Annotated in this window: 19 protein-coding genes and 1 pseudogene; 5 read left to right on the top strand and 15 right to left on the bottom strand. The window is 63.8% G+C overall.

The annotated features are described in order from the left end of the window. The 6 genes from EN993_RS12105 to EN993_RS12080 form a co-directional block, all read right to left on the bottom strand. On the bottom strand, window positions 1-269 hold a 269-nt coding region (locus EN993_RS12105; RefSeq protein WP_164757634.1), incomplete at its 3' end, for an LLM class flavin-dependent oxidoreductase. Between the two features lie 70 nt (window positions 270-339). After that, on the bottom strand, window positions 340-1,227 hold the full coding sequence (locus EN993_RS12100; RefSeq protein WP_127263326.1) for an ABC transporter permease: 888 nt from the start codon (window positions 1,225-1,227) through the stop codon (window positions 340-342). Then, window positions 1,224-2,183 (bottom strand): ABC transporter permease, encoded by a 960-nt coding sequence (locus tag EN993_RS12095; RefSeq protein ID WP_127263325.1) that lies wholly within the window; start codon window positions 2,181-2,183, stop codon window positions 1,224-1,226. The genes EN993_RS12100 and EN993_RS12095 overlap by 4 nt, the downstream gene beginning before the upstream one ends. A 7-nt stretch (window positions 2,184-2,190) precedes the next feature. After that, window positions 2,191-3,828, bottom strand: a complete 1,638-nt coding sequence (locus EN993_RS12090; RefSeq protein WP_127263324.1) for an ABC transporter substrate-binding protein — start codon at window positions 3,826-3,828, stop codon at window positions 2,191-2,193. A 34-nt stretch (window positions 3,829-3,862) separates the two neighbouring features. Further along, window positions 3,863-4,639, bottom strand: a complete 777-nt coding sequence (locus EN993_RS12085) for a DUF427 domain-containing protein (RefSeq protein ID WP_127263323.1) — start codon at window positions 4,637-4,639, stop codon at window positions 3,863-3,865. A gap of 14 nt (window positions 4,640-4,653) precedes the next feature. Beyond that, on the bottom strand, window positions 4,654-6,012 hold the full coding sequence (locus tag EN993_RS12080) for an LLM class flavin-dependent oxidoreductase (RefSeq protein WP_127263322.1): 1,359 nt from the start codon (window positions 6,010-6,012) through the stop codon (window positions 4,654-4,656). 190 nt (window positions 6,013-6,202) lie between these two features. On the opposite strand from EN993_RS12080, the gene EN993_RS12075 reads away from it, so the two are divergent. From EN993_RS12075 to EN993_RS12065, 3 genes are all read left to right on the top strand, one after another. Beyond that, on the top strand, window positions 6,203-8,017 hold the full coding sequence (locus tag EN993_RS12075) for an ABC transporter ATP-binding protein (RefSeq protein ID WP_127263321.1): 1,815 nt from the start codon (window positions 6,203-6,205) through the stop codon (window positions 8,015-8,017). Window positions 8,018-8,190: 173 nt separating this feature from the next. Continuing rightward, window positions 8,191-10,053, top strand: coding sequence for an ABC transporter ATP-binding protein (locus EN993_RS12070; RefSeq protein WP_127263320.1), 1,863 nt, complete (start codon window positions 8,191-8,193; stop codon window positions 10,051-10,053). Further along, window positions 10,053-11,945, top strand: a complete 1,893-nt coding sequence (locus tag EN993_RS12065) for an ABC transporter ATP-binding protein (protein WP_127263319.1) — start codon at window positions 10,053-10,055, stop codon at window positions 11,943-11,945. Before EN993_RS12070 ends, EN993_RS12065 begins: the two co-directional genes overlap by 1 nt. 26 nt (window positions 11,946-11,971) lie before the next feature. Here EN993_RS12065 and EN993_RS12060 read toward each other — a convergent pair whose 3' ends face one another. The 8 genes from EN993_RS12060 to EN993_RS12020 all read right to left on the bottom strand — a co-directional run bounded on the left by EN993_RS12060 (window position 11,972) and on the right by EN993_RS12020 (window position 20,427). Beyond that, window positions 11,972-12,754: an ABC transporter ATP-binding protein gene (locus tag EN993_RS12060; protein ID WP_127263318.1), complete on the bottom strand. Its 783-nt coding sequence runs from the start codon at window positions 12,752-12,754 to the stop codon at window positions 11,972-11,974. 10 nt (window positions 12,755-12,764) lie between these two features. After that, entirely contained in the window at window positions 12,765-13,532 is a 768-nt protein-coding gene (locus EN993_RS12055; RefSeq protein WP_206532366.1) for an ABC transporter permease, read from the bottom strand. A gap of 124 nt (window positions 13,533-13,656) precedes the next feature. Continuing rightward, window positions 13,657-14,664: an ABC transporter substrate-binding protein gene (locus EN993_RS12050; RefSeq protein WP_127263327.1), complete on the bottom strand. Its 1,008-nt coding sequence runs from the start codon at window positions 14,662-14,664 to the stop codon at window positions 13,657-13,659. A 252-nt stretch (window positions 14,665-14,916) separates the two neighbouring features. Then, window positions 14,917-16,209, bottom strand: coding sequence for a hypothetical protein (locus EN993_RS12045; RefSeq protein WP_127263317.1), 1,293 nt, complete (start codon window positions 16,207-16,209; stop codon window positions 14,917-14,919). Window positions 16,210-16,318: 109 nt separating this feature from the next. Continuing rightward, window positions 16,319-17,050: a histidine utilization repressor gene (hutC, locus tag EN993_RS12040; RefSeq protein WP_127263316.1), complete on the bottom strand. Its 732-nt coding sequence runs from the start codon at window positions 17,048-17,050 to the stop codon at window positions 16,319-16,321. Window positions 17,051-17,082: 32 nt separating this feature from the next. Beyond that, the gene (locus EN993_RS12035) at window positions 17,083-18,108 is read right to left on the bottom strand and encodes a zinc-binding dehydrogenase (protein WP_127263315.1); all 1,026 of its coding nucleotides are present in this window, start codon (window positions 18,106-18,108) and stop codon (window positions 17,083-17,085) included. Window positions 18,109-18,123: 15 nt separating this feature from the next. Further along, complete coding sequence (gene hisD, locus EN993_RS12030) at window positions 18,124-19,446, bottom strand: histidinol dehydrogenase (protein WP_127263314.1); 1,323 nt, start codon at window positions 19,444-19,446, stop codon at window positions 18,124-18,126. Window positions 19,447-19,653: 207 nt separating this feature from the next. Then, window positions 19,654-20,427 carry a 3-oxoacyl-ACP reductase family protein gene (locus EN993_RS12020; RefSeq protein WP_127263313.1) on the bottom strand — a complete coding sequence of 258 codons (774 nt, stop codon included), beginning with the start codon at window positions 20,425-20,427 and terminating at the stop codon, window positions 19,654-19,656. A 130-nt stretch (window positions 20,428-20,557) separates the two neighbouring features. Here EN993_RS12020 and EN993_RS12015 point away from each other — a divergent pair, with 130 nt between their 5' ends. After that, window positions 20,558-21,661, top strand: coding sequence for a histidinol-phosphate transaminase (locus tag EN993_RS12015; RefSeq protein ID WP_127263312.1), 1,104 nt, complete (start codon window positions 20,558-20,560; stop codon window positions 21,659-21,661). A 211-nt stretch (window positions 21,662-21,872) separates the two neighbouring features. Then, entirely contained in the window at window positions 21,873-22,130 is a 258-nt protein-coding gene (locus EN993_RS12010; RefSeq protein ID WP_126069969.1) for a hypothetical protein, read from the top strand. Window positions 22,131-22,268: 138 nt separating this feature from the next. On the opposite strand, the pseudogene EN993_RS12005 reads toward EN993_RS12010, so the two are convergent. After that, window positions 22,269-22,595 (bottom strand): annotated as a pseudogene (locus tag EN993_RS12005) (hydrolase); the annotation flags it as partial.

The following is a 22,595-nucleotide window of genomic DNA, read 5'->3' as shown; positions in this document are numbered from 1 at the left end:
ATGTAGAGCGGATTCTCGTAGCGCATGTCGATCACGGCGGTGCCGATCTCGATGCGGCTGGTCTTTGCGCCGACCGCCGCCCGCAGCGGGGACGGCGAAGCGAGCTGGCGGGCGAAATGATGCACGCGGAAATAGGCGCCATCCGCGCCGAGCTGTTCGGCGGCGACGGCGAGGTCGATGGACTGCAAAAGCGCGTCCGAAGCCGAGCGCACTTGCGATTGCGACGAGGGCGTCCAGTGCCCGAATGACAGGAAACCAATTTTCTTCATAGCCATGCGATATAAGGATGCGCGCCAGGCTTCAATGCAAAAGAGATTTTTCGGCGCGCCCGATCAAGGCTCATGCATCGCTATTCTCGAAGGCGCCGATGCCTTGCGCGATAAGGTTCGTTGCCATGACCAGCGAGACGATTGCCGCGGAATTGAAGACGACGACCCACCATTTGCCGCCGGTCAGGAAGCCATAGCCGTCGGCGACGGCCAGCCCCCAATCGGCCGATGGCGGCTGGATGCCGAGGCCCAGAAAGCTCAGCGTCGCGATCGAAAAGAACGCGTAGCCCAGCCTTGTGACCAGCTCGATCAGGATCGTTTCCCGGATGTTGGGCAGGATCTCCAGGAACATGATGGCGAGAGCGCCTTCGCCGCCGAGCCGCGCGGCGCTGACATAGTCGCGCTCCTTCTGCTCGCGCACGGCGGCGCGAACGGTGCGCGCCACCAGCGGCGCGTAGGCGATGCCGATCACCAGGATGACGGTGAGGTTCGACGGTCCGATCGCCACCAGCGTCATGGTGACGAGAACGATGAACGGAAACGCCATCAGCGTATCGAGCAGCCGCGCACCGATGGCATCGGTGAGGCCGTCGAAATAGCCGAGCACCAGGCCGATGATGCTGCCGGCGGCAACGCCGGCAAGTGTGGCCAGCGGCGCAACCAGCAGGATGTCGCGTGATCCGACGATAATGCGGGACAGCACGTCGCGGCCGAGCTGATCGGTGCCGAACCAGTGCGCGGCATCGGGCGGCGTCAACATGGCGAGGAAATCCTCGGCATAGGGATCGTATGGAACGAAGAGGTTGCCGAACAGCGCGCAGGCGACCCAGAACAGCAGCAGCAGCGATCCGACCACGACCGATAGGGGCAGTTCGGAGAAAGCACTGCGGATTCGGCGCACTGCCGGAAAGCCAACCATGGCGCGCCGCGGTGCGGGAAACTCCGCAAGATCCGTCATGGCGAGGTCCGGCGGCGTTGCCGCGGATCGAGCAGGGCCAGCACGAGGTCACCCGCCGCCGCCGACAGCACGAAGATCGCCGCCATCACCAGCACGCCCGCCTCGAGCATCGGGAAGTCGCGGGCCTTGGCCGCGTTCAGAACCAGATTGCCCAGTCCCTGGATGCCGAACAAAGCCTCGATCACCACCAGCCCGCCAAGCATGTATCCAGTCTGCGTCGCCAGCACCGCGATGGTCGGCGTCAGCGCATTGCGCAGCACGTGCCGAAAGATGATCTCGCGCCGCTCGAGCCCTTTCAGGACCGCGGTGCGTGTGTAATCGGCGGCCATCGCCTCGATCACCCCTGCCCGCGTCATCCGGGCGATATAGCCGGCAAGGTTCAGCACCAGCGGCAGCGCCGGCAGGATCAGATAGTAGCCATGCGTCCAGAAGCCCGCGCCATCGGGCGCAACGCCGGAGATCGGAAACCAGTTCAGCCACAGGCCGAAAATGATGAGAAGCATCAGGCCGGAAACGAAATCAGGAACGATGCCGAAGGAAACGCCCGCCATGACGATCAGCCGATCGATGAGGCGGCCGGCATTGAGACCGGCAACCACGCCAGCGCCAACGCCGAGCGGAACGAGAAAGATCAAGATAATGCCGGCAAGGGCCGCGGAGCGTTTGAGGCTTTCGAGCACGAACGGCGCCACCGGCCCGCGCATCGACAGCGAGGTGCCGAAGTCGCCGGTCACGGCTTTGCTGAACCAGAGCCAGTACTGGAGGAGAACCGACTGGTCCGCGCCGAGCCGCTTGTTCAGTTCCGCCACCGCTTGCGCGTCGGCAAAAGGCCCGAGCATCACACGGCCGACATCGCCGGGCAGAACCTGCCCGGCGAAGAACACCAGGATGCTGACCAGCCATAGCGTGAGGACAAGTGTGCCCACACGCGCTGCCAGAATGCGGCCCGTCAGCATGTCGCGATCATGCCTGGACGAAGGAAACGCGGTCGAGCAGCAGATGCGAGATCGCGGTGAAGCGCACGCCCTCGACCTTCGAGCTGACGATGCGGCTGTATTGCGAGAAGTAGCTGATGATCGCCGGCGTCTCGTCGAGCAGCAAGGTCTGGATCTTGCCGGCAACGAGGCGCTGTGCCTGCAGGTCACGCGCCTTGGAGTAGTCGAGCAGCAGCGCATCATAGGCCGGATTGTTGAAATGCGCCGCGTTCCAGGCTCCCGAACTCTTCAGCGTCGCGTTGAGGAAGATGTCGGGCGTGCCGCGATGGCCGTAGTCGGTGATGCCGAGCACCGAATCCAGCCAGGGCGAGCTGCCGAAGGTCGCCGAGCCGTAATAGGCATCCTGTGGCAGGACATTGAGCTTGACGTCGATGCCGGCCTTCTTGGCGAAGTTCTGGATGATCACCGCGTAGTCGGGAATGTCATAGGCGCGTTCGGTGGTCAGCGTCACCTCGAAGCCGTTCGGCACACCCGCCTCGCCAAGCAGCCGCTTGGCCTCGGCAATGTCTTGCTTGCGCTGCGGCACCGACGGATCGGCCGAGGGGAAGATCGGGGCGAACGGGGTGTCGTTGCCGACGATGGCGCGGCCCTTCAGCAGACCTTTGACCACCGCCTCGCGGTCGATGGTGAGCGCCAGCGCACGGCGGATGCGCTTGTCGGTGAACGGCGCCTGGTCGGTGCGCAGATGCACCTGGTCATGCGAGCTTGCCTGCACGCTCAGCAGCTTGAAATTGGGATTGCCCTCAATAGCCAGTTCCAGGCGCGTCGTGCTCGGGATGACGTCGAGCTGGCCGGCCTGCAGCGCCAGCACCTGCGCCTGCTCGTCGTCGAAGAACTTGATCTCGACCCGGTCGGGCAGCGCCTTGTCGCCCCAGTAATCCTCATTGCGCACGAAGCTGGCGCCTTGCTTGGGGCGGAAGGATTCGAGCTTGAACGGGCCGGTGCCGTTGAAAGTCTTCTCGAAATCACCGGCATAGTCGGCCGGCAGGATGACGGCATTGTAGACGTCGGAGGAGACATAGAACGGGAAGTTGCTGTTCGGACCATCGAGATCGAAGGCGACGGTTTCGTCGTCGACCAGCTTGGCGCCGCCCTTGGACAGGATGCCCTTGTAGGCCGACAAGGCCGACGAGCCGCTGGCCGGATCGACCAGCCGCTCGAAGCTCGCCACCACATCCCGGCCCGTGACCACGCGGCCATCGTGGAATTTCACCCCTGGCCGCAATTTGAAGGTCCAGCGGCTGGCCGTCTCGTCGGCTTCCCAGGACAGAGCGAGCTTCGGCTGCAGCCCGTCCTTCGGGTCGTCGAGGATCAGATACTCGCCGACCTGGCTGATCACCCCGATGCTGGCCGGATCGGTCACCGAAACCGGATCGATCGCCTTGGTCGGCTGGCCAAGCCCGACACGAACGGTGCCGCCTGTGGCGCCCGCGGCGCGGGCGCCTCCCAGCCCCTGTGAGGCGGCAAAGCCGGTCAGGCCAAGCAGTGCGGCATATTTCAGGAGATCGCGGCGCTTGAGAAAGCCACCCTGATATTCGTCGACGGCGATATTCCAGATGTCCCCCGACAGATTGCGAAGTGAGTCGATATCTCTGCGTTTGGTCATGTTAAACCCCTGCTCTGAAATGAAGATTGAAAAGCTATGCGACGGGTTCGCCGTCGAGATGGATGCGGTCGACGGCCTGCGGATAGAAGGCGATGAGGCCCTTGATCTTCGGCATTTCCTCTATGGGATCCCGGTAGCTCCAGGCGATGTCCGGGCGCACCGTTCCGTCGCTCAGCAGGCCGGACCAGTAGGAGGCGATGCCCTTGTAGGGACATCGCGTCGTGGTGACGGACGCCGTCAGCCGCTCCAGCCGGATGTCTTCCGAGGGCAGATAGAAACGCGTCGGCAGATGCGTCTCGAACAGCAGCACCGGACGATGGCTGTCGGCGATCGGCTCGCCATCGAACCAGACCTGCACATGGCTCGAGCTTTGCAGCACATCGATGCGTGCATACGGGTCTCGCGCATGGACGAAGACTTCCTCTTCCTCTTCGAACCATTGGTCGACGGCCTTCCATGTGAAGGCGATGCGCCCGGCCAGGGGCGACAGGTTTTCATCCGGCGGCGAGACGAACGACCAGGCGGCGTTGGCACTGCGCCTATCGCCGTTGTCGATGTCCCAATAGGCGGTCTCGCCACCGACCGGATGAGGCTCACGATGCAGCGAGGGTTTCAGCACCGATGGGTCGACCGCTGACGGCGGGAAGAAGTAGATCGGCAGGAAATGGTTGGAGCGCAGCACCAGCACATTGCGGCTGTCGGCGATGGTGCGGCCGCCGAATTTGACGCGCACGCGCTTGGGGCTGTGCAGGACATTGACGAGCCGCGGAGCGGTGGCTTCGCGCGGCTGCAATCTCGGTGCGATGGTCATGATTGTTCTCCCGGTCAGGACACGGCGCGCGCATTGTCGCGCTGCTCGGCGAAGCGGTTGGCGGGCCGCGCCAGGCCGAAGCGGTCGCGCAACGTTCCCGGCGCGTATTCGGTCGGGAATACGCCGCGGCGCTGCAGCTCCGGCACCACCTGTTCGGCGAAGTTCACCCAATCCTCGGGCAGCAGCGGGAACATCAGGTTGAAGCCGTCGGCGGCACCCGACACGAACCAGTCCTGCAACTGGTCGGCGATCTGTACCGGCGTGCCGGCGACGGTCGGCACCGAACCGCTGTTGGCGAGCTTGCGGGCGATCTCGCGCAGGCTGAGATTCTGCTTCGCCCACTGCTTGACGCGGTTGAGCGAGGTGCGCCCGCCATTGAAGGTGCTTTCGTCCGGCAGCGGCGGCAGCGGCCCGTCCGGCGGGAACACCGACAGGTCCAGCCCGCTCCAGCTGGACAGAAGGTCGATGCCAACCTGATCGGGGAGCAAGGTCTGCAGATACTCCTGCCTTTCCCGGCCTTCCGCCTCTGAAGCCGCGACGATCGGCAGGATGCCGGGCAGGATCTTGAAACTCTCCGGCCGCCTGCCGTGGCGGGCGAGACGCTCGTTGATATCCTGACGATATTTGATGCCATCCTCCTTGGTGCTGTAGATGGCGAAGTGCGCATCGGCCTGGGCGGTGGCGAAGTTCTTGCCGTCCTCTGAGGAGCCCGCCTGGACGATCAGCGGATGGCCCTGTGGCGACCGCGAGACGTTGAGCGGCCCGCGCACCCTGAAGTGCTTGCCCTTGTGATCGATGGGATGGACCTTGTCGGGGTCGGCGAAATAGCCTGACGCCTTGTCGATCAGCAGCGCCTCGTCTTCCCAGCTGTCCCACAGCGCCTTGACGATATCGAGGAATTCGGCCGCGCGCTCGTAGCGGAATGCATGTTCGATATTGCCGTCGCGGCCGAAATTGCGCGCTTCCTCGTCCATGGCCGAGGTGACGACGTTCCACGACGCCCTGCCCTTGCTGATGTGGTCGAGCGAGGCAAACATGCGCGCCACATTGTAGGGCTCGCTGTAGGAGCTCGACGCCGTGGTGATCAGGCCGATATGCTTGGTCACACCGGCCAGCGCCGACAACAGCGTCAGCGGTTCGAGGCGGGCATTGGCGTAGTGGGCGACGCCGCTCTTGACCGAATCCCAGATCGAAACGTGATCGGCGACGAAGATCGTGTCGATCCTGGCGCGCTCGGCCGCCTGCACGAGATCGCGATAGAATTCGAAGTCCAGCACTTCCCGGCCCGGCGCCCGCGGATGGCGCCACGACATCCGATGATCGCCCTGCGGGTTGAAGAAAAATGCGCTGAGGATCATGTGGTCTCGAGCCATGCCGGCCTCCTTCCAGATCTGCTCCGGAGACCGTCGCGCTGCCTCGGCAAGCGGCGACAATCTCTGCTGATCCGAGAAAGGTAGATTGCGCTCCGGCTTAATCCGAGTAATTTTATAGAGATAATGCATTGCGAAAGCGGAAGCGATTGCCCTCGATGGCAGCGCTGGAAGAAAGTGGTTTCAAGTCCCCATGTCCTCCTCGGTTCTGAACGTAGACCAGCTGTCCATCGCCTATGACGGGCGCAAGGGATCGCATCCCGCCGTCAGCGGCGTGTCGCTGCACATCGGCGAAGGCGAAGCGCTCGGCCTGGTCGGCGAGTCGGGATCTGGCAAAAGCTCGGTGGCGCTCGCCATACTGCGCTATCTGCCGAAGAACGCCCGCCTCGCGGCGTCAGCGCTGGAATTCCAGGGTCGGGAAATCCGCGACCTTTCCGCCGAGCAGCTGCGCCAGCTCAGGGGAAATCACATCGCCGCCGTCTACCAGCATCCCGGTGCTGCCCTCAATCCAAGCATGACGATCGGCCGCCAGATCACCGAGACGATCATGCGGCACCGCCCGGTGCGCCTCGACGAGGCGCGCGAGCGTGCCGCCGAACTGCTCGGCCGTGTCCGCGTCAGCCATCCGGAGCGTGTGCTGGGGCTCTATCCGCACGAACTCTCCGGCGGCATGCAGCAGCGCGCCAACATTGCCATCGCCATTGCGCTCGACCCGTCGCTGCTGGTGCTGGACGAGCCGACGACGGCGCTCGACGCCAGCGTCCAGTCCGAGATCATCGCCATCCTGCATGACCTCCGCAAGGATCACAAAACCAGCATCCTTTTGATCAGCCACGACATCAACATGATCCGCCGCTCCTGCGACCGGGTGGCGGTGATGCAGGCGGGAGCCGTGGTCGAAAGCGGCGCCGCCGGCGATGTCTTCGACAATCCTTCTCATGCCTACACAAAGGCGCTCATCGCCTCGATCCCGGCCATCAACTACACCAAGCGGGATGGAAGGCTGGCGGAGACCGATAGACCCGACCTGCCACCGCACCCGGCTGTCCAGGATGAAGACGCCGGCGCGCCGAAAGAACGCCGGATCGCGATCGCCTGCAAGGGCATAAGCCATGCCTTCGGCAGCCAGCCAGTGCTGCACCACGTCGATCTCGACATCTGCCAGGGCGAAACCTTCGGGCTGATCGGCGAGTCCGGTTCCGGCAAGTCGACCCTGGCACGGATCGTCACCGGCCTGCAGACGCCTGATGCCGGGTCGGTCGAACTGTTCGGCAGAACGGTCGCGCCACGCGTCGAGAAGAGAAACCTTGCCGAACGCCGTGATGTGCAGATGGTCTTCCAGTCGCCGGACCGCACGCTCAATCCGCGCCAGCGGATCGGCAGGATCCTCGGCCGCCCACTGCGCCGGCTCGCCGGCCTGCGCCGGAGCGAGGTGAGAGCGCGCGTCAGCGACCTGCTGGCCTCGGTTCGCCTCGCCGGCATCACGGCCGAACAGAAATCGCGATCGCTGTCCGGCGGCCAGCGGCAACGGGCGGCCATAGCGCGCGCCTTCGCCGGCGTGCCGAAGGTCGTCGTGCTCGACGAACCCACTTCGGCGCTCGACGTCTCCGTCCAGGCGACGGTCCTCAACCTGCTCAACGACCTGCAGCGCGACAAGGACACGACCTATCTGTTCATCAGCCACGACCTCAGGGTGGTGCGCTACATGGCCGACAGGATCGGCGTGCTCTATCGCGGCCACCTCGTCGAAACCGGTTCCTCCGACCAGATTTTCCAAGGCCCCAATCACCCCTATACGGCCCTGCTGCTGGCCGCGTCCTCCGATGCGGCCGAGCCGAAACCATTCGCTCCAGCCGAGATCGAGGCAGCCGACAGCCCGAACACGGGATGCTCCTTTGCCGACCGCTGCCCCCTGGTTCTGCCCGACTGCCGAAAGGCGGAACCGCCGGCCACAGAGGTTGCGGCCGGCCACCGGATCGCGTGCTGGCGGCACGGCCAGGGTTTTTGAGCGGCTCGACAGCAGTCCGAAGGTCCGCAGAGCAGCATCTTTCCGTTCAGGTACAGTGCGATGTCAGAATTGGCTCTTGAAGGGTCAACTCGGACACGCGTAACATCGCCCCATCTGAATTGAGTCTGCTTTATTAGTCCGGGCTAACGCCCGGATTGGCTTGGATATTTTCCTTGAACACGCAAGCAATCGGCGGCGCGCCGGAGCGCGGCAAATCGTTTGCCCATGTGGCGGAAGCCTCCTGGGGCAAGGGCCTCAGCACCTTGCTCCGCATCGTGCGCATGACGCTGCGCCATCCCTGGCAGGTCGCCATCACCATCGTCTCGACCTTCATCGCGGCGACGCTGCAGCTTTTCATCCCGCGCCTGCTGGGACGCGCCATCGACCAGGCGCAGGGCGTGATGGCCGCGGGCGCCGGTGCTGCCGCGGAACAAGCGCTGTGGAACACGGCGCTGACGCTGCTCGTCGTCAGCATCCTGCGCGGCCTCTTCACCATGGCGCAGAACTACTATGGCGAGGCCGTCGGCCACCGCACCGGCTATGAACTGCGCCTGGCTTTCTATGAGAAGATCCAGCGCCTGAGCTTCGCCTACCACGACAGGGTCCATACCGGCGATCTCATCACGCTCGGCCTGCTCGATCTCGACGGCGTGCGCATGTTCTTTTCCACCGGCATCCTGCGCGTCGTGCTGCTCGGCGTGCTGATCGGCGTCGGCGCCTATCTCCTGATCAGCACCGATCTCGTGCTCGGGCTGCTCAGCCTAAGTTTTGTGCCGTTCGTCGCCTGGCGGTCCTCGGTCACCCAGCTGGCGTTGCGCAGCACCTGGCTGACTTTGCAGGAGCGCCTCTCGGTGCTGAGCCGGGTGATGGATGAGAATCTCGGCGGCATCCGCGTCGTGCGGGCCTTCGCGGCACAGCGGCATGAGCTGGAAAAATTCGACCGCGCCAAGCTGTCGGCGCTGGAGCTTGCCAATCAGCGCGTCGACATCCGCGTCTCGAACACCAGCGCCATGAACTTCTCGTTCCTGGCCGCCATGGGCCTGGTGCTCTGGTTCGGCGGCCAGAAGGTGATCGCAGGCCAGATCAGCGTCGGCACGCTGGCCCAGTTCCTCACCTTCATGACCATCCTGCAGATGCCGGTGCGCCAGCTCGGCCTGATGGTCAATTCCTTCGCGCGCGCCTCGACCTGCGGCACCCGCCTGTTCGAACTGCTCGATGCCGAGCTAGACATCGAGGACGCGCCCGGCGCCAAGGACCTCGTCGTCGCCGACGGCGTGCTGCGCTTCGACAATGTCGGCTTCCGCTATGAGGGCGCGGGCGACCGCCCGACGCTGTCCGGCATCTCCTTCGAGGCGAGGTCCGGCGAGACCATCGGCCTTGTCGGCCCGCCGGGCAGCGGCAAGTCGACCATCGCGCACCTGATCCCGCGCTTCTACGACGTCACCTCGGGCAAGATCACCATTGACGGCCAGGACATCCGCGAGGTGACGCTGCAATCGCTGCGCAAGGCCGTCGGCGTCGTGCAGCAGGACGCGTTCCTGTTCACCACCTCGATCGAGAACAACATCGCCTACGGCAATCCCTGGGCGCGCGAGACCCGCATCGGACAGGCCGCCGAGTACGCCCAGCTGCACAACTACATCATCGGGCTCCCGGCGGGTTACACCACGGTCGTCGGCGAACGCGGCGCCTCGCTTTCCGGCGGCCAGCGGCAGCGCCTGACCATCGCTCGCAGCCTGATGCTACGGCCATCGGTGCTGGTCTTCGACGATTCGACCGCGGCCATCGACGCCGGCACCGAGCAGCGCATCCGGGCGGCCATGAAGCGCTTCGCCAAGGATCGCGTCACGCTGATCATCTCGCACCGGCTGAGTTCGCTGATGCATGCCGACCAGATCCTGTTCGTCGAGGGCGGCCGGATCGTCGAACGCGGCACGCATGAGGAGTTGCTGGCGCTGGGTGGACGCTATCGCGCGCTGTACGACCTGCAGCTGCGACCGGAAGACGACCGGCCTGCGGCCATGGGAGCCGCATGATGTCGACACAGAGCGACGACGACAAGGAAGACACCAGCGGCCGGCCGACCAAGGCTGTCGTCGGCTCGCATCGCGACGAGGAAGAGGTTTTCGGCAAGGCCTACGATCCGCGCATCGTCAGGCGCATCTGGAGCTTCGTGAAGCCGTATCAGAGCCGGATTTTCATCTCGGTCGCCGCCGTGCTGGTGTTCACGCTGACGCAATTGGCGATCCCGCTGGTCATCCGCTACGCCATCGACCACGGCATGACGGCGGGCAGGCTCGACCAGTCGGTGATGATCGCCGCGACCGGCGCTTTCGCCGTGATCATCCTCATCAACTATGCCGCCAGCTACGTGCAGGAAAGCGTCGTCGGCAAGGTGGCCGAAAACGTGCTGTCCGACCTGCGCCGCGCCATGTTCAGCCATCTGCAGCGTGTCTCGCTGAGCTTCATGGACAAGACCGAGGTCGGCCGGCTGATGTCGCGCCTGCAGGGCGACGTCAATTCGATGCAGGAGTTCCTCGAGACGTCGGTCATGTCGGTGGGCGACATCGTGCTGTTGTTCGGCATCGTTAGCGTCCTGCTCTGGCTCGATTTCCGGCTCGGCTTGCTGACGCTGTCGACCATGCCGGTGCTGTTCATCGTGCGCCTGTTCTGGCTGCCGCGCGCCAAGGTCGCCTTCATGGCCGCGCACGAGACCAATTCGATCGCCAACGGCGCGCTGGCCGAAGGCATCCATGGCGTGCGCACGGTGCAGAGCCTGGAACGCCAGCACGTCAATTTCGACCTCTACGACGAGAAGGTTCTGGCCAATCTCAATGCCCATCTGACCTCGGCGAAATACGCGCAGGTAATGGTGCCGATCGTCGACACGCTGACCGGCATCGCCATGGCGACGGTCATCGTCGTCGGCGGTTCGATGGTGCTGTCGCACAGCCTCGACATCGGCGTCATGGTGGCGTTTCTGTTCTACATCCAGCGCTTCTTCGACCCGATCCGCTCGCTCACCATGCAGTACAGCGTCATGCAACGCGCCATGGCTTCCGGCCAGCGCATCTCCGAAGTGCTCGACGTGCCGGTGGACGTCAGCGACAGGCAAGGTGCTATCGCGTTGTCGCGCGATATGGACGGCTCGGTCGAGTTCAGGAACGTCACCTTCGGCTATAGGCCGAACCAGCCGGTGCTGAAGAACATCTCGTTTCGCGTCAATCCGGGCGAGACCGTGGCCCTGGTCGGCCCGACAGGATCGGGCAAGTCGAGCTCAATGGCGCTGGTGCACCGCTTCTACGATGTCTGGTCGGGTGAGGTCCTGGTCGGCGGCCATGATGTGCGTGACCTGACCCAGGATTCGCTCGGCGATCAGGTCGCCATGGTGCTGCAAGAGCCGTTCCTGTTTTCCGGCTCGGTGCTGGAAAACATCCGCTACCACAAGACATCAGCCAGCCGCGAAGAGGTGGTCCGCGCCGCACAGGCCGTCGGCGCGCACGACTTCATCGAGAACCTGCCCGACGGCTACGACACCGAACTCGAGCAGCGCGGCGGCAACCTCTCGCTCGGCCAGCGCCAGCTGATCAGTTTTGCGCGCGCATTGGTGGCGGATGCAAAGATCCTCGTGCTCGACGAAGCCACCGCCAGCATCGATTCCTACACCGAGATGCTGATCCAGAAGGCACTGATCACCCTGCTGGAAGGCCGTACCGGGCTGGTCATCGCCCACCGCCTAGCCACCATCCGCGGCGCCGACCGCATCATCGTCTTGCAGAACGGCGAGATCGTCGAAAGCGGCAACCATGAACAGCTGATGGCAAGAAAAGGCCTCTACGCCCGCCTCTACAATATGAACTACGCCTCGTTCGACGATATTTCGGAAGGCGAGCTGCAACTGGACGCGTCGGTCGGCAAGGCGACGTGATTGGGCCTGCAAACGACCGCAGGCGCCTAGGCCATTTCGGGGCGTTTTGAACCCTCGCGGATGGCCTTGTGCACGCCGCGTTGCAGATCCATGAATGCAGGGCTTTCCATCACCTCTTCGCGGCGCGGGCGCTCGATATCGACGTTGAAGGTCTGCGTGATGCGTCCCGGGCCGATGCCCATGACAACGATGCGGTCCGACAGATAGACGGCCTCCTCCACGTCATGGGTGACAAACAGGACGGTCAACCTGTGTTCCTCCCAGATCTGGGTCAGAAGTTCCTGCATTTGATGCCGGGTCAAGGCATCGAGGGCGCCGAAGGGCTCGTCCATCAACAGCATCTTGGGCCGATAGGAAAGCGCACGCGCGATGGCGACGCGCTGTTTCATGCCGCCCGAGAGTTCGGCCGGATAGCGGTCGGCGCAGTCGGACAGCTTGACGAGTTCGAGATGCTCCAGCGCGATCCTGCGGCAGGTCGGGCGATCGTAACCGGCGGCCTTGAGGGCAAACTCGATGTTCTGCCGCGCCGTCAGCCAGGGAAGCAGCGTGTAGGACTGGAAGACGACGCCACGGTCGAGGCCCGGCTGCAGGATCGGCGCGTCATCGATGCTGAGATCGCCGGCGTCGAAGTCCTGCAGTCCGGCCACGATCGACAGCAGCGTGCTCTTGCCGCAACCTGACGTGCCGACCAGGGAGACAAACTCGTTGTCGGCAAGATCCAGGTTGATGTCGCGCAGCACTTCCGTGCGCCGCTCGCCGGTGCCGAAACTCTTGTGCAGGCCGGCGATCCGCAATTTGGGAGGGCTCATCGGCTGGACCTCATTGCGAGCGGCCCTCTTGCTTGAACAGCACCTTTTCCAGCGCCTTCATCACCTGGTCGGTGATGAGGCCGAGCAGGCCAAGCAGCAGGATGTAGCCGATGATGGTGTTGGTCTGGAAATAGCGCTGCGACACGGTGATGCGATAACCGAGCCCCGATGTCGCGGCGACAAGTTCGGCCAGCACCAGCCAGGTCCATGCCCAGCCCAGGCTGATGCGCAGCGTATCCCAGATACCCGGCAAGGCGCTGGGCACGACGATGCGCGTCAGGATCTTGCGATCCGGCAGGCCAAGCGTGCGCCCAAGGCCGATGAAATCGGCGGGAACCCGTTTCACATTGTCCATGATCATCAGCACCTGCTGGAAGAAGGTGCCGATGAAGATGATCAGGAACTTCTGCGAATCGCCGGTGCCCGCCCACAGGATGGAAAGCGGCACGAAAGCGACGACCGGCATGTAGCGGATGAAATCCACCAGCGGCTCGATGGCCGCTTCCCAGGAGCGGAAACTGCCGATCAGCACGCCAATCGGTATCGACAGTGCCGAGGCGATGAGGAAGCCGATGGAAATGCGATACATCGAGGCTTTGAGGTCCAGCCACAACGTGCCGTCGGTCGCGAGCTTGGCGATCTGCGTCGCGACGCTGCCCGGCGACGGCAGGAAGATCGGCTTTACCAACCCCAGTCCGGTCGCCGCCCACCAGGCAAGGCCAAGCCCGACAAAGACAGAAACCGCGATGATCAGGAAGCGCGACCTGGCGATGGGCACGCCGATCCCGGAGGATCGGCGGCGCCTCACCGGCTTCGCGATGAGGCCTGGCGCGGAGTGCGCCGAGCCTGTTTCCGTGGGATGCTCCCCGGACATCTGTGTCACCACCGCGATCCGGCCTTGGTCATTCCGCCGCCTTGACGAAGGACGGGTCGATCATCTGCTCCGGCGTCACATCGGCCTGCAGCAGCTTGGCGTTCTTGGCGGCGGCTTCGACATCGGCGAAGGTCTTGGTGGTGAAGTCGCCTGTCAGCGCCGTCTTGTTTTCGGCGAGTGAGTAGTAGCGCACGCCGTCAAAGGCGGTGTTGAGGTCCTTGACGTCCGAACCGACAGCCTTGGCGATGATGGCGCGCCCACCGGGCGTGTCGGCATTGTAGTCCTTGAGCGCTGCGTCCCAGCTCTTGATCATGGCCAGCACCTGGCCGGGTCGCGACTTGATCACCTCGTCACGCACCACCAGCACGTCGCTGATCAGGCCGGGATCCTCGCCGGCGGTGAACAGCAGCTTGAGATCCTTGTTCTGCGCCATGGCGACGGTGAGGTACGGTTCATAGGTCACCGCGACCGGCACCTGGCCGGCGATCAAGGCGCTGCCGGCGTCGGAGGCCGGCATCGGAACCGGCTTCACGTCGTCGATCGACATGCCGTTCCTGGCGAGCGCGTATTTGAGCAGGATGTCGCTCGTCGTGCCTTCCTCGAAGGCCACCTGCTTGCCCTTGAGGTCCGCGATGGAGGTGACGTCCTTGCCGGCGATGATGGCGTCGGCGGTCATGGAGACGTCGAGCAGCAGCACGATCTTCACCGGCAGGCCGGCCGCCACCATGCCCATCGCCGTGTGGGTGGCGATGTTGGCGGCGTCGAGCTGGCCGCTTGCAAGGGCTGCATTGATGTCCTTGTCCTCGGCGAAGTTGACGATCTGGACGTCCGTCAGCCCGTTTGTCTTGAACAGGCCCTTGGCCTCAGCGACATGCCACTGGCCATAGCCAAGCCAGGGTTCGATGCCGATCTTGAACGATCCCGTCTCGGGCGTGGTGGGAATGGCCGTATCGGCCGCGTAGGCTGCCGGGGCAGCGGCGAGCCCGATGGCGGCGGCCATCACAAGCGCGCGAAATTGTCCTGTTAGGTTACGCATCATCTTTGTTCCCCTTGATGATCAGACCGCTTTTTCTAACCCAGGTAGCCGGTCTGGTGAGACTGCGGGTTTCTGCTCTTGCGGCACTGTGCCTCGGCGTCTTACCTGCCACTTCATGGTGAAGTGCGAGGATATTTCAGCGTCAGCGGGAGCGGATGTCAAGGCTAAAATACATACATGCATATACAAGTTGGAAAGACTCAATTTTTCACACTGGCGGGGCATATCCGCCTGCCCTATCGCGACGATGACTCACGCTTGTTCCGGATCGATCCGGTCGAGGAAACCGGTCACCCGATCGGTTCCGGCAACAGGTTCGCTGCCGACCATGACCGCGACTGAAAAGGCAATGAGGGAGGAGACCGGCGTGTGGCTGCGCGCGCCGGCGCGCAGGTTCATGACCAGCGTCGGCGACAGGAAAAGACCGGCCCGCAGCACCGCCCGCCAATCGGCCGGCAGCATGCAGCGCCGTTTGAGTTCCAGCAGCAATGGCCGCCACAGCGCTGTCGCCTTGATCTCCAGCAGGTCGCGGCGGACAGGGCTCAGGTCCCAATCCGTGTCGACATGGAGCAGGTTCCCCTCCAGCCGCGCCTGGGCACGAAAAGCCTCGGTCGCGGTCGCCGGATCATAGAGCCAGAACGGATGGGCGAAGATGTTGTGGAACGTCGCCTTCACCTCCGCCAGCAGCGTCGGGATATGCGAGCCGGCAAAGGCGGGATCGAAGAAGGACAGCTCCGCCCTCCCCGACTTCGCCGTGTACCAGACATTGGCGTTGTGGGCGTCGCCATGCGCGACCACGCCGCCTGCGTCGGCAAGCCGGCCCGGCCGCAAGCGCATTGCGGCGGCGTCGAAGAGCTCACCGACGCTGTCGGTGTACTGCTGGCCGTTGATGACGAATTTCAGCCGGGAAAACCGATCCCAATTCAGCTCCAAACCGGGAAAGGCAAACGGCTTGCCGATATAGAAATCGGCCAGCCGGCCGCCTGGCGACAAGCGTGTCTCGGCATCGATCAGCCGCTCATGAAACAGCCTGTGGATCGGCTCCGCCGTCACCTCCTCGACGGTTACCGGATGCAGCGTCTCGAGATAGACCTTGAGCAGCCTGGCCGACAGGTCGCGCTCGGCAAGAACGGCTTCTTGCCGTTTGCCGGCATCGTCCTGCGCATCGAGCGCGAACAGCACATCCGAAAACCTCGGATCCGTGCGGCGGCGATAGACAAGGATCTGCTCGCCGGGCTGGGCCGACATATGCACCGGCTGGTCGACCGGCAGGCCGGCGCGCGACAGGATCTCGGCGCGGTAATACTCGCCCGTCATCGCCTCTTCCCGCTCCTCCTGATGGAACTTGAAGAAGTAGGCCTTGCCGTCGTCTTCGAAGAAGCCGTTCAACGAATTGAGGCTGTATTTGTCGAAGTTGATGCGGACGTTGCAGGGGCGCATCGCGAACAGATCGCCCAGCAGCGCCGCCAGAGCGCTCTGCGCCTCGGCAACATCATGCTGCGCGAGCGCCCGGATCCGCGCCGTGCGGCTGGGTGTCTGCGTCATATACCGTTCCCTCTGGCCGGGTCATTCCCCGAGGGCGAAGCTACCTTCATCAGTACATGTATATACATTGATAACGAAACCTCTCCGGCTTGCATTCGCAGCATTGCCGTCAGTTGTTTTTGGAGGGGGAATAGCGGCTGCCGAGCGAGTAGCGGCTGCCGGCATAAGTCAGCTTGCTGATCGTCGCCACCACCGCGCCTGTCCATGTCCGGCGGTGCAGGAAAAGGCAGCAGGCGCCGACATCGATGCCCAGATGCCGCGCCGTCTCGGCATCCGCGGGGATCGCCGAGATGATGTGCTCGACCTCGGTCACCGGGGTTTTCTGCATGAGGTAGTCATAGGTCGCCGTCTTCGAAAAATCCTGCTTGTCATAGTCGGGGATGAGGCTCGGATTGACGAAGCGCTCTTCGAGCTGCACCGGCAAATCGTTCTCGAAATTGACGACGACGGAATGATAGATCGAGACACGCTTTGCGAACTCGAACGACAGCGCCAGCTCCTTTGTCGGCATGATGGTTTCTAGGACGAGGACTTCGGAGCGATGCCTGTTGCCGCGCTCGACGATCTCGGCTGCGATGTTGTTGATCTCGATCAGCGTCGATTGCGGCCGTGGTGGCGCGATGAAGGTGCCCACACCTTGCAGACGGATCAGGAACCCCGCCGAGGTCAACTCTCTGAGGGCCCGGTGAACCGTCATCCGCGACACGCCGAGTGAAGCCACCAACTCATTCTCGGACGGCAGCTTGCGATCCTTGCCCCACCGGCCCGTTCCGATGTTCGCCAGGATGTAGTCCTTCACCTTCTCGTAGAGAGGGCTGGCCGTGTCGGGCAAAGTGATCATTTCAAAAGTCCTTTCCGGCGATTTATCGGAAATCACGACTGCTCGACAGGTTGCCGCATGCGGATGATTGTTTTCAAGCCATCGCTTTGCCCCGCCAACAGCCGCTGATAGGCGGCGGGAATCTCATCCAGGCCGATCTCTTGGTCGATCAACGCCAGCAGCGGTTCGCCGAGTTCACCCAGCATCCGCACCGCCTCGGGCAGTTCGTCGGCAAAGGCATGGCATCCCAGCAACCCGATTTCGCGTTCGACCAGCGTGTTGGGATCGATGTCGAGACGGTCATGGAAGATGCCGACCATGGCGATCGTGCCGCCGGGATCGAGAACGCCGAGCAACTGATTGAGCGCCGCGACGCTGCCGGTCGCCTCAATGGCCGCGAGCAGCGGGGCATTGGCGGTTGCGGCGGCAATGGCATCCCGGTTCAGATCGACAATCGTGGCACCCGTCACCCGCGCCACCCGGGCGCAGCGGCTCTGGTTGCGGTCGGCAACGAGCACGGTGCCGGCGAAGGTTCGAGAGAGCAGCAGCGCGGCAAGACCGCCGATAGGCCCGCAGCCGACGACCAGCACGGAGCCGGCCGTTTTCGGCAGGCGCCGCACCGCGTGCAGCGCCACCGCGAGCGGTTCGGCCATCGCCGCGACCCGCTCGTCGAGCCCGGCATCGATGATATGCAAAAGCCGTGCGGGCAACACCGCCTGTTCGGCAAAGCCGCCGTCGCAGATCTCACCCACGAAGCCCAGCGACGCGCAGAGATGCCGCCTGCCGGCATGACATTGCCCGCAGTCTCCGCACCAGAACCGGGAATCGGCAACCACCCTGTCGCCGACGGCGACGCTATCGACGCCCGCGCCGATGGCGGTCACCGTGCCGGTCACCTCATGGCCGGCCGTCGAAGGCGACCGACTTATCCACTGTCCCGTGCGGAAATTGTGCAGGTCCGAACCGCAAATGCCGGCGGCGTCGACCCTGAGCTTCACCCAGCCGGCATCCGGCGCGCCCGGCGTGGCAACATCCTCGACGCGCAGGTCACCAGGTCCATAAAGTCGAGCAGCCTTCATCGCGATCGTTTCCGCTCAGCCGGCGAGATAGCGGTCGCGGATTTCCGAGACCGCGTTCTCATGCGAGCTGAAGCCCTCGTAGCGGGCGAGCCTGCGGGCGTGCAGGGCGAGTTCCGGATAGGCCGTAGAGGTGACATAGCCGACCGACGAGCGCTTGACGAAATCCGTCACCGAAAGCGGCCCGTAGGTTCGCGCCCAGCGGCTGGTCGGCAGCACCGCATTGGGTCCGAGGACGAAGTTGGCAAGTGTCACCGGCGTGTGCGGACCCATGAGGATTTCAGCCGCCTCGGTGATGCGGCCGAGATGCGCGAACGGCTCCTTCGACAGGATCTCGAGATGTTCTGGGGCATAGTCGTTGATGAAGCGGTAGCTGTCTTCCAGCGACGCCGTCAGCACGATGCCGCCGCGCTTGCCGGTCAGCACCGCGCGCGAGAACTCCACACGCTGCTCGGTCATCCGCGACCAATGTTCTGGAAGTGCAGCCAAAGCGGCTTCCGCAACCTTGCGGCTGTGCGTCACCAGATAGGCCGAGGAATCCGGCCCGTGCTCGGCTTCGATCAACAGGTCGAGCGCGGCAAGGCCGCCGTCGACGCTGTCATCGGCAAAGATGATCGCTTCCGACGGACCGGCTGGAAGGCCTGTGTTGATGACCGATGACAACACGCTCTTGGCCGCCACCACCCACGGGCTGCCGGGGCCGACGATCTTGAGCGCGGGCTTCACCGTTTCCGTGCCGTAGGCGACGGCGGCGACCGCTTGCGCGCCGCCGCATTTGTAGACGGTCCCCACGCCAGCGAGGCGCGCGGCGACGAGCGTTGCCGCATCCACCGACCCATCCGATGTCGGCGGCGTCACGATAGCGATCTGCGGCACGCCGGCAATCACCGCCGGCACCGACGTCATCATCGTCACCGACGGAAAGGCGCCCTTACCGCGCGGCACGTAGAGCGCAACGGAAGCGATCGGCGTGTACCTGTCGCCGGCATAGGCGCCCGGCCGGACTTCCTTGAGCCACATCGTTTCCGGCTTCTGCTCCTCATGAAAATGCCTGATGTTGTCGATGCCGAACTGGATGCTCTCGACGACATCCTTTTCGACCTTGTCGAACGCCGCGTCGAACTCGGCTTCCGACACTTGCAGTTCGCCCTCGGCGACATCGGCCTTGTCGAGTTCCCTGGCAAACCGGATCAAGGCGGCGTCGCCTTCGTCCTTGACGGCCTGGATGATCGGCCGGACCTTCTCGACGAAGACCGTCAGATCGGCCTCGGCGCGCTTCAGCAGACTGGCGCGCTGGTCGGCATCGATGGATGACAAATCGTGGAAGCTGATCTCGGACATGGTTTGCTCGTTCTCCTGGAACTCTTGGAACGCAATGACGGCTGACGTTGGTCGGCCATAGTTCTGCAGGCCGACAGGTCGACCCGGGACAAGGATCAAAGCCATCGAGAGGCTTCACTCGGGCAAAAGCATATACATGTATGTATGATGGTCGCCAGCAATTTTTCCATCATCCTTCCGGTCGAAACTGCCGAGACAAACCGCACATCAGATCGAGGCGAGAAAGCCGCCATCGACCGGGATGGACTGGCCGGTTATGTAGGCCGCGGCATCCGAAGCGAGAAACACCGCGATGCCGTGCAGATCGTGCAGGTCGCCGAAACGCCGCTGCGGGATCTTGGCCAGCATGGAGTGCTGCCATGCCTCGTTGCTGTAGAAAACGTCAGTCATCGCCGTCCTAAAATAGCCCGGCGCGATGGCGTTGACCCTTATGCCAAGCTCCGCCCACTCCGCCGCAAGGGCGCGGGTCATGCCGAGCAGGCCTGACTTAGACGAGCCATACGGCACCGCCGTGGGGATTCCGACTTCAGATGTCAGCGAACAAAGATTGATGATGGTGCCGGACCGGCCGGCGTCGCGCATCTGCCGCGCGGCGGCCTGGGCGCAGAAGAACGCTCCCTTGAGATTCGTGTCGACGATCCTGTCCCACAGCGCCTCGTCGACATCGAGCGAGGGCCGAACCTCTTCCACGCCGGCATTGTTGACGAGAATGTCGAGGCCGCCAAGCAGGCCGGCCGCCTCGTCGGTGGCTGCGCGGCAGCGGCCGACATCGGTGACGTCGAGCGCGATGGCATGCGCCACCCCGCCGGCGGCGCGGATGGCTGCCACGGTGTCCTCCAGCGAAGCGAGGCTGCGCGCCGTGACCGCAACGTCGGCACCGGCCGCGCTCAGCGCTTCGGCGATGCTGCGCCCGATGCCGCGACTGGCGCCGGTGACAAGCGCCTTCCTGCCGGAGAGATCGAAGAGAGAAGCATTGCGCATGTGATCCTCCTGGTCGGTGTCGGCTTCGGCATCAGTTTGGAGACTATCAGATCAAGTTACATATACAAGCATATACAAACTATTTCAGCTGCGGTACTGATGACGAAATCCGCCGCAGAGGAGCCCGCCCGTGTCGAAAGCCTCGGATATGGTTCGCACCGAAGTCAACCGCCTTTCGCCCTACAATTCCGGGCTGACCATTGACGAGGTGCAACAACGATACGCGCCGGCCAGGATCGCCAAACTAGGTTCGAACGAAAACCCGCTCGGGCCAAGCCCGTCGCTGGCCACGACGATGCATGCCGGGTCCGAGATGTTCCGCCTCTATCCGGACCCTGCCGGACGCAAGCTGCGCCAGGCGATCGCCGACAAATATGCCGTCACCGAGGACCAGATTATCCTAGGCAACGGTTCCGAAGACCTTCTCTCCGTCATCAGCCGGGCCGTGTTGCGGCTAGGCGACGCCGTCGTCACGCTCTATCCGTCGTTCTCGCTGCATGAGGACTATGCGACGCTGATGGGCGCGACCGTCAAACGCGTTGCCGTCGACGACGATCTCACCATCAATGTCGACGCGCTGGTCGAGGCGGTGCGCGAACGGCCCCGCATGCTGCTGTTCTCGAACCCGATGAACCCGGTCGGCAGCTGGCTCTCCGGCGGCGATCTGTCGAGGGTTCTGGATGCGGTGAGCGACGAGACACTGATCGTCATCGATGAAGCCTATGCGGAATATGCCGAGGGCGACGACTATACGTCGTCCCTGCCTTACCTAAGCCGACGCGACCGGCCCTGGATCGTGCTTCGAACCTTTTCCAAGGCGTTCGGGCTTGCCGGATTGCGGATCGGCTTCGGCATCGTCGGCGACCCGGAGCTGCGCGCGCTGCTCGATCGTGTCCGCACGCCCTTCAATGCCAACGCCATGGCCCAGGCCGCCGCACTGGCGGCGCTCGCCGATGATGAACACCTCGCCAGGGTCGTCGCGCTGGCCATGGCGGAACGAGCACGCGTCGAGACTTTCCTCAAGAGCAAGGGGCTCGGCGTCGCCCCCTCCAGGGGCAATTTCCTGTTCTTCAACTGCCGGCAAGATGCCTCCGTCTTCGTCGAGGGCCTGCTGCGCCAAGGCGTCATCGTCAAACCGTGGAAGCAGCAGGGCTTCGACACCTATGTGCGCGTCAGCATCGGCTCGGCATCGGAGAACGACCACTTCATGGCCGTTCTGTCGGAGCTGTTGTGAATGCAGGTCTGGCGGATCGCTTCGCGCTCGGGGCTCGATCGTTGCCGCCCGATTTTGACAAGGCCTAAGCAAGGCTCGCCGGCCGCCGCGCTGTTCGTCGGTGACGACAGCGTATTTATTTGGCTTCGAGCCTGCCGCAGGCCTTAACTTTCGCGGCGCGGGTTTTTACATTCTAGGGGTCTGCAGATGATCGACGCTTGAGGAGGCTCCCTTGCAGCAACGAGATGACATCGCCGCCCGCCGATTGGGCATTCTCATCGAACAATATGTGGAAGCGCGCAAAAAGCGCTACGACTATGTGTCGACCGAGCAGGCCTATCAGGCCATCCGGCACGTCCTCAAACCCGCCATTCCCGATCGCGAACTCGACGACATGGTCGCCACGCTTGCCGTCAAGAACGGTCTGGCGGTCGTTTTCGACCGCCAGACCAAAGCGTCCGCCGATGATGTTCCGGGAACAAAGCCCTGATCAACACAGGTCTGCCACCGTCGAGCACCACATCGATACGGGGCCAAACGGCCCCGTATCGATGTGTATCGCCGGAGGAAACGAGCGATACACCTGCGCCCTGGGCCTGTGTGCCGCAAGCCGACGGGCGTGGCGGGTTTAAGCGGCGGTGCTGACCTTGCTCGGCTCGAGGATCGACTTGACCTTGTCGGCGACGGCGCGCCCCAGATCGGCGTTGTTTGCGGCAGTGAAATGAATGCCGTCGACACCGTCCGTGGTGACGAAATCGCCGGCATTGAGGAAGTCGATCTTCATGAAATCCGCCATCGCCTTGTACTGCCTGGCCAGATCCCTGGATTTTTCGTGACCGCCGCCAAACATGCCCTCGAACCACGGATCGGGCATCGGGGTCAGCGGCGGTGGCGCAATGACCAGCGCCCTCGGGGCCGGATAAGGGGTGCCGATGCCGCCGGCGCTGGTCAGGAT

The sequence above is a fragment of the Mesorhizobium sp. M7D.F.Ca.US.004.01.2.1 genome (assembly GCF_003997785.1).
GTDB classification, from domain to species: Bacteria; Pseudomonadota; Alphaproteobacteria; order Rhizobiales; family Rhizobiaceae; genus Mesorhizobium; species Mesorhizobium loti.
Note: the sequence above shows the minus strand (reverse complement) of the source record. Positions and strands in the feature narration are given on the sequence as shown.

Coding starts and splice junctions, on each gene's coding strand:
- EN993_RS12100 (WP_127263326.1), bottom strand. CDS start 1,227: ATGACGGATCTTGCGGAGTTTCCCGCACCGCGGCGCGCCATGGTTGGC.
- EN993_RS12080 (WP_127263322.1), bottom strand. CDS start 6,012: ATGGCTCGAGACCACATGATCCTCAGCGCATTTTTCTTCAACCCGCAG.
- hisD (WP_127263314.1), bottom strand. CDS start 19,446: ATGTCCGAGATCAGCTTCCACGATTTGTCATCCATCGATGCCGACCAG.
- EN993_RS12090 (WP_127263324.1), bottom strand. CDS start 3,828: ATGACCAAACGCAGAGATATCGACTCACTTCGCAATCTGTCGGGGGAC.
- EN993_RS12020 (WP_127263313.1), bottom strand. CDS start 20,427: ATGCGCAATGCTTCTCTCTTCGATCTCTCCGGCAGGAAGGCGCTTGTC.
- hutC (WP_127263316.1), bottom strand. CDS start 17,050: ATGATCACTTTGCCCGACACGGCCAGCCCTCTCTACGAGAAGGTGAAG.
- EN993_RS12035 (WP_127263315.1), bottom strand. CDS start 18,108: ATGAAGGCTGCTCGACTTTATGGACCTGGTGACCTGCGCGTCGAGGAT.
- EN993_RS12085 (WP_127263323.1), bottom strand. CDS start 4,639: ATGACCATCGCACCGAGATTGCAGCCGCGCGAAGCCACCGCTCCGCGG.
- EN993_RS12075 (WP_127263321.1), top strand. CDS start 6,203: ATGTCCTCCTCGGTTCTGAACGTAGACCAGCTGTCCATCGCCTATGAC.
- EN993_RS12065 (WP_127263319.1), top strand. CDS start 10,053: ATGTCGACACAGAGCGACGACGACAAGGAAGACACCAGCGGCCGGCCG.
- EN993_RS12045 (WP_127263317.1), bottom strand. CDS start 16,209: ATGACGCAGACACCCAGCCGCACGGCGCGGATCCGGGCGCTCGCGCAG.
- EN993_RS12050 (WP_127263327.1), bottom strand. CDS start 14,664: ATGCGTAACCTAACAGGACAATTTCGCGCGCTTGTGATGGCCGCCGCC.
- EN993_RS12060 (WP_127263318.1), bottom strand. CDS start 12,754: ATGAGCCCTCCCAAATTGCGGATCGCCGGCCTGCACAAGAGTTTCGGC.
- EN993_RS12095 (WP_127263325.1), bottom strand. CDS start 2,183: ATGCTGACGGGCCGCATTCTGGCAGCGCGTGTGGGCACACTTGTCCTC.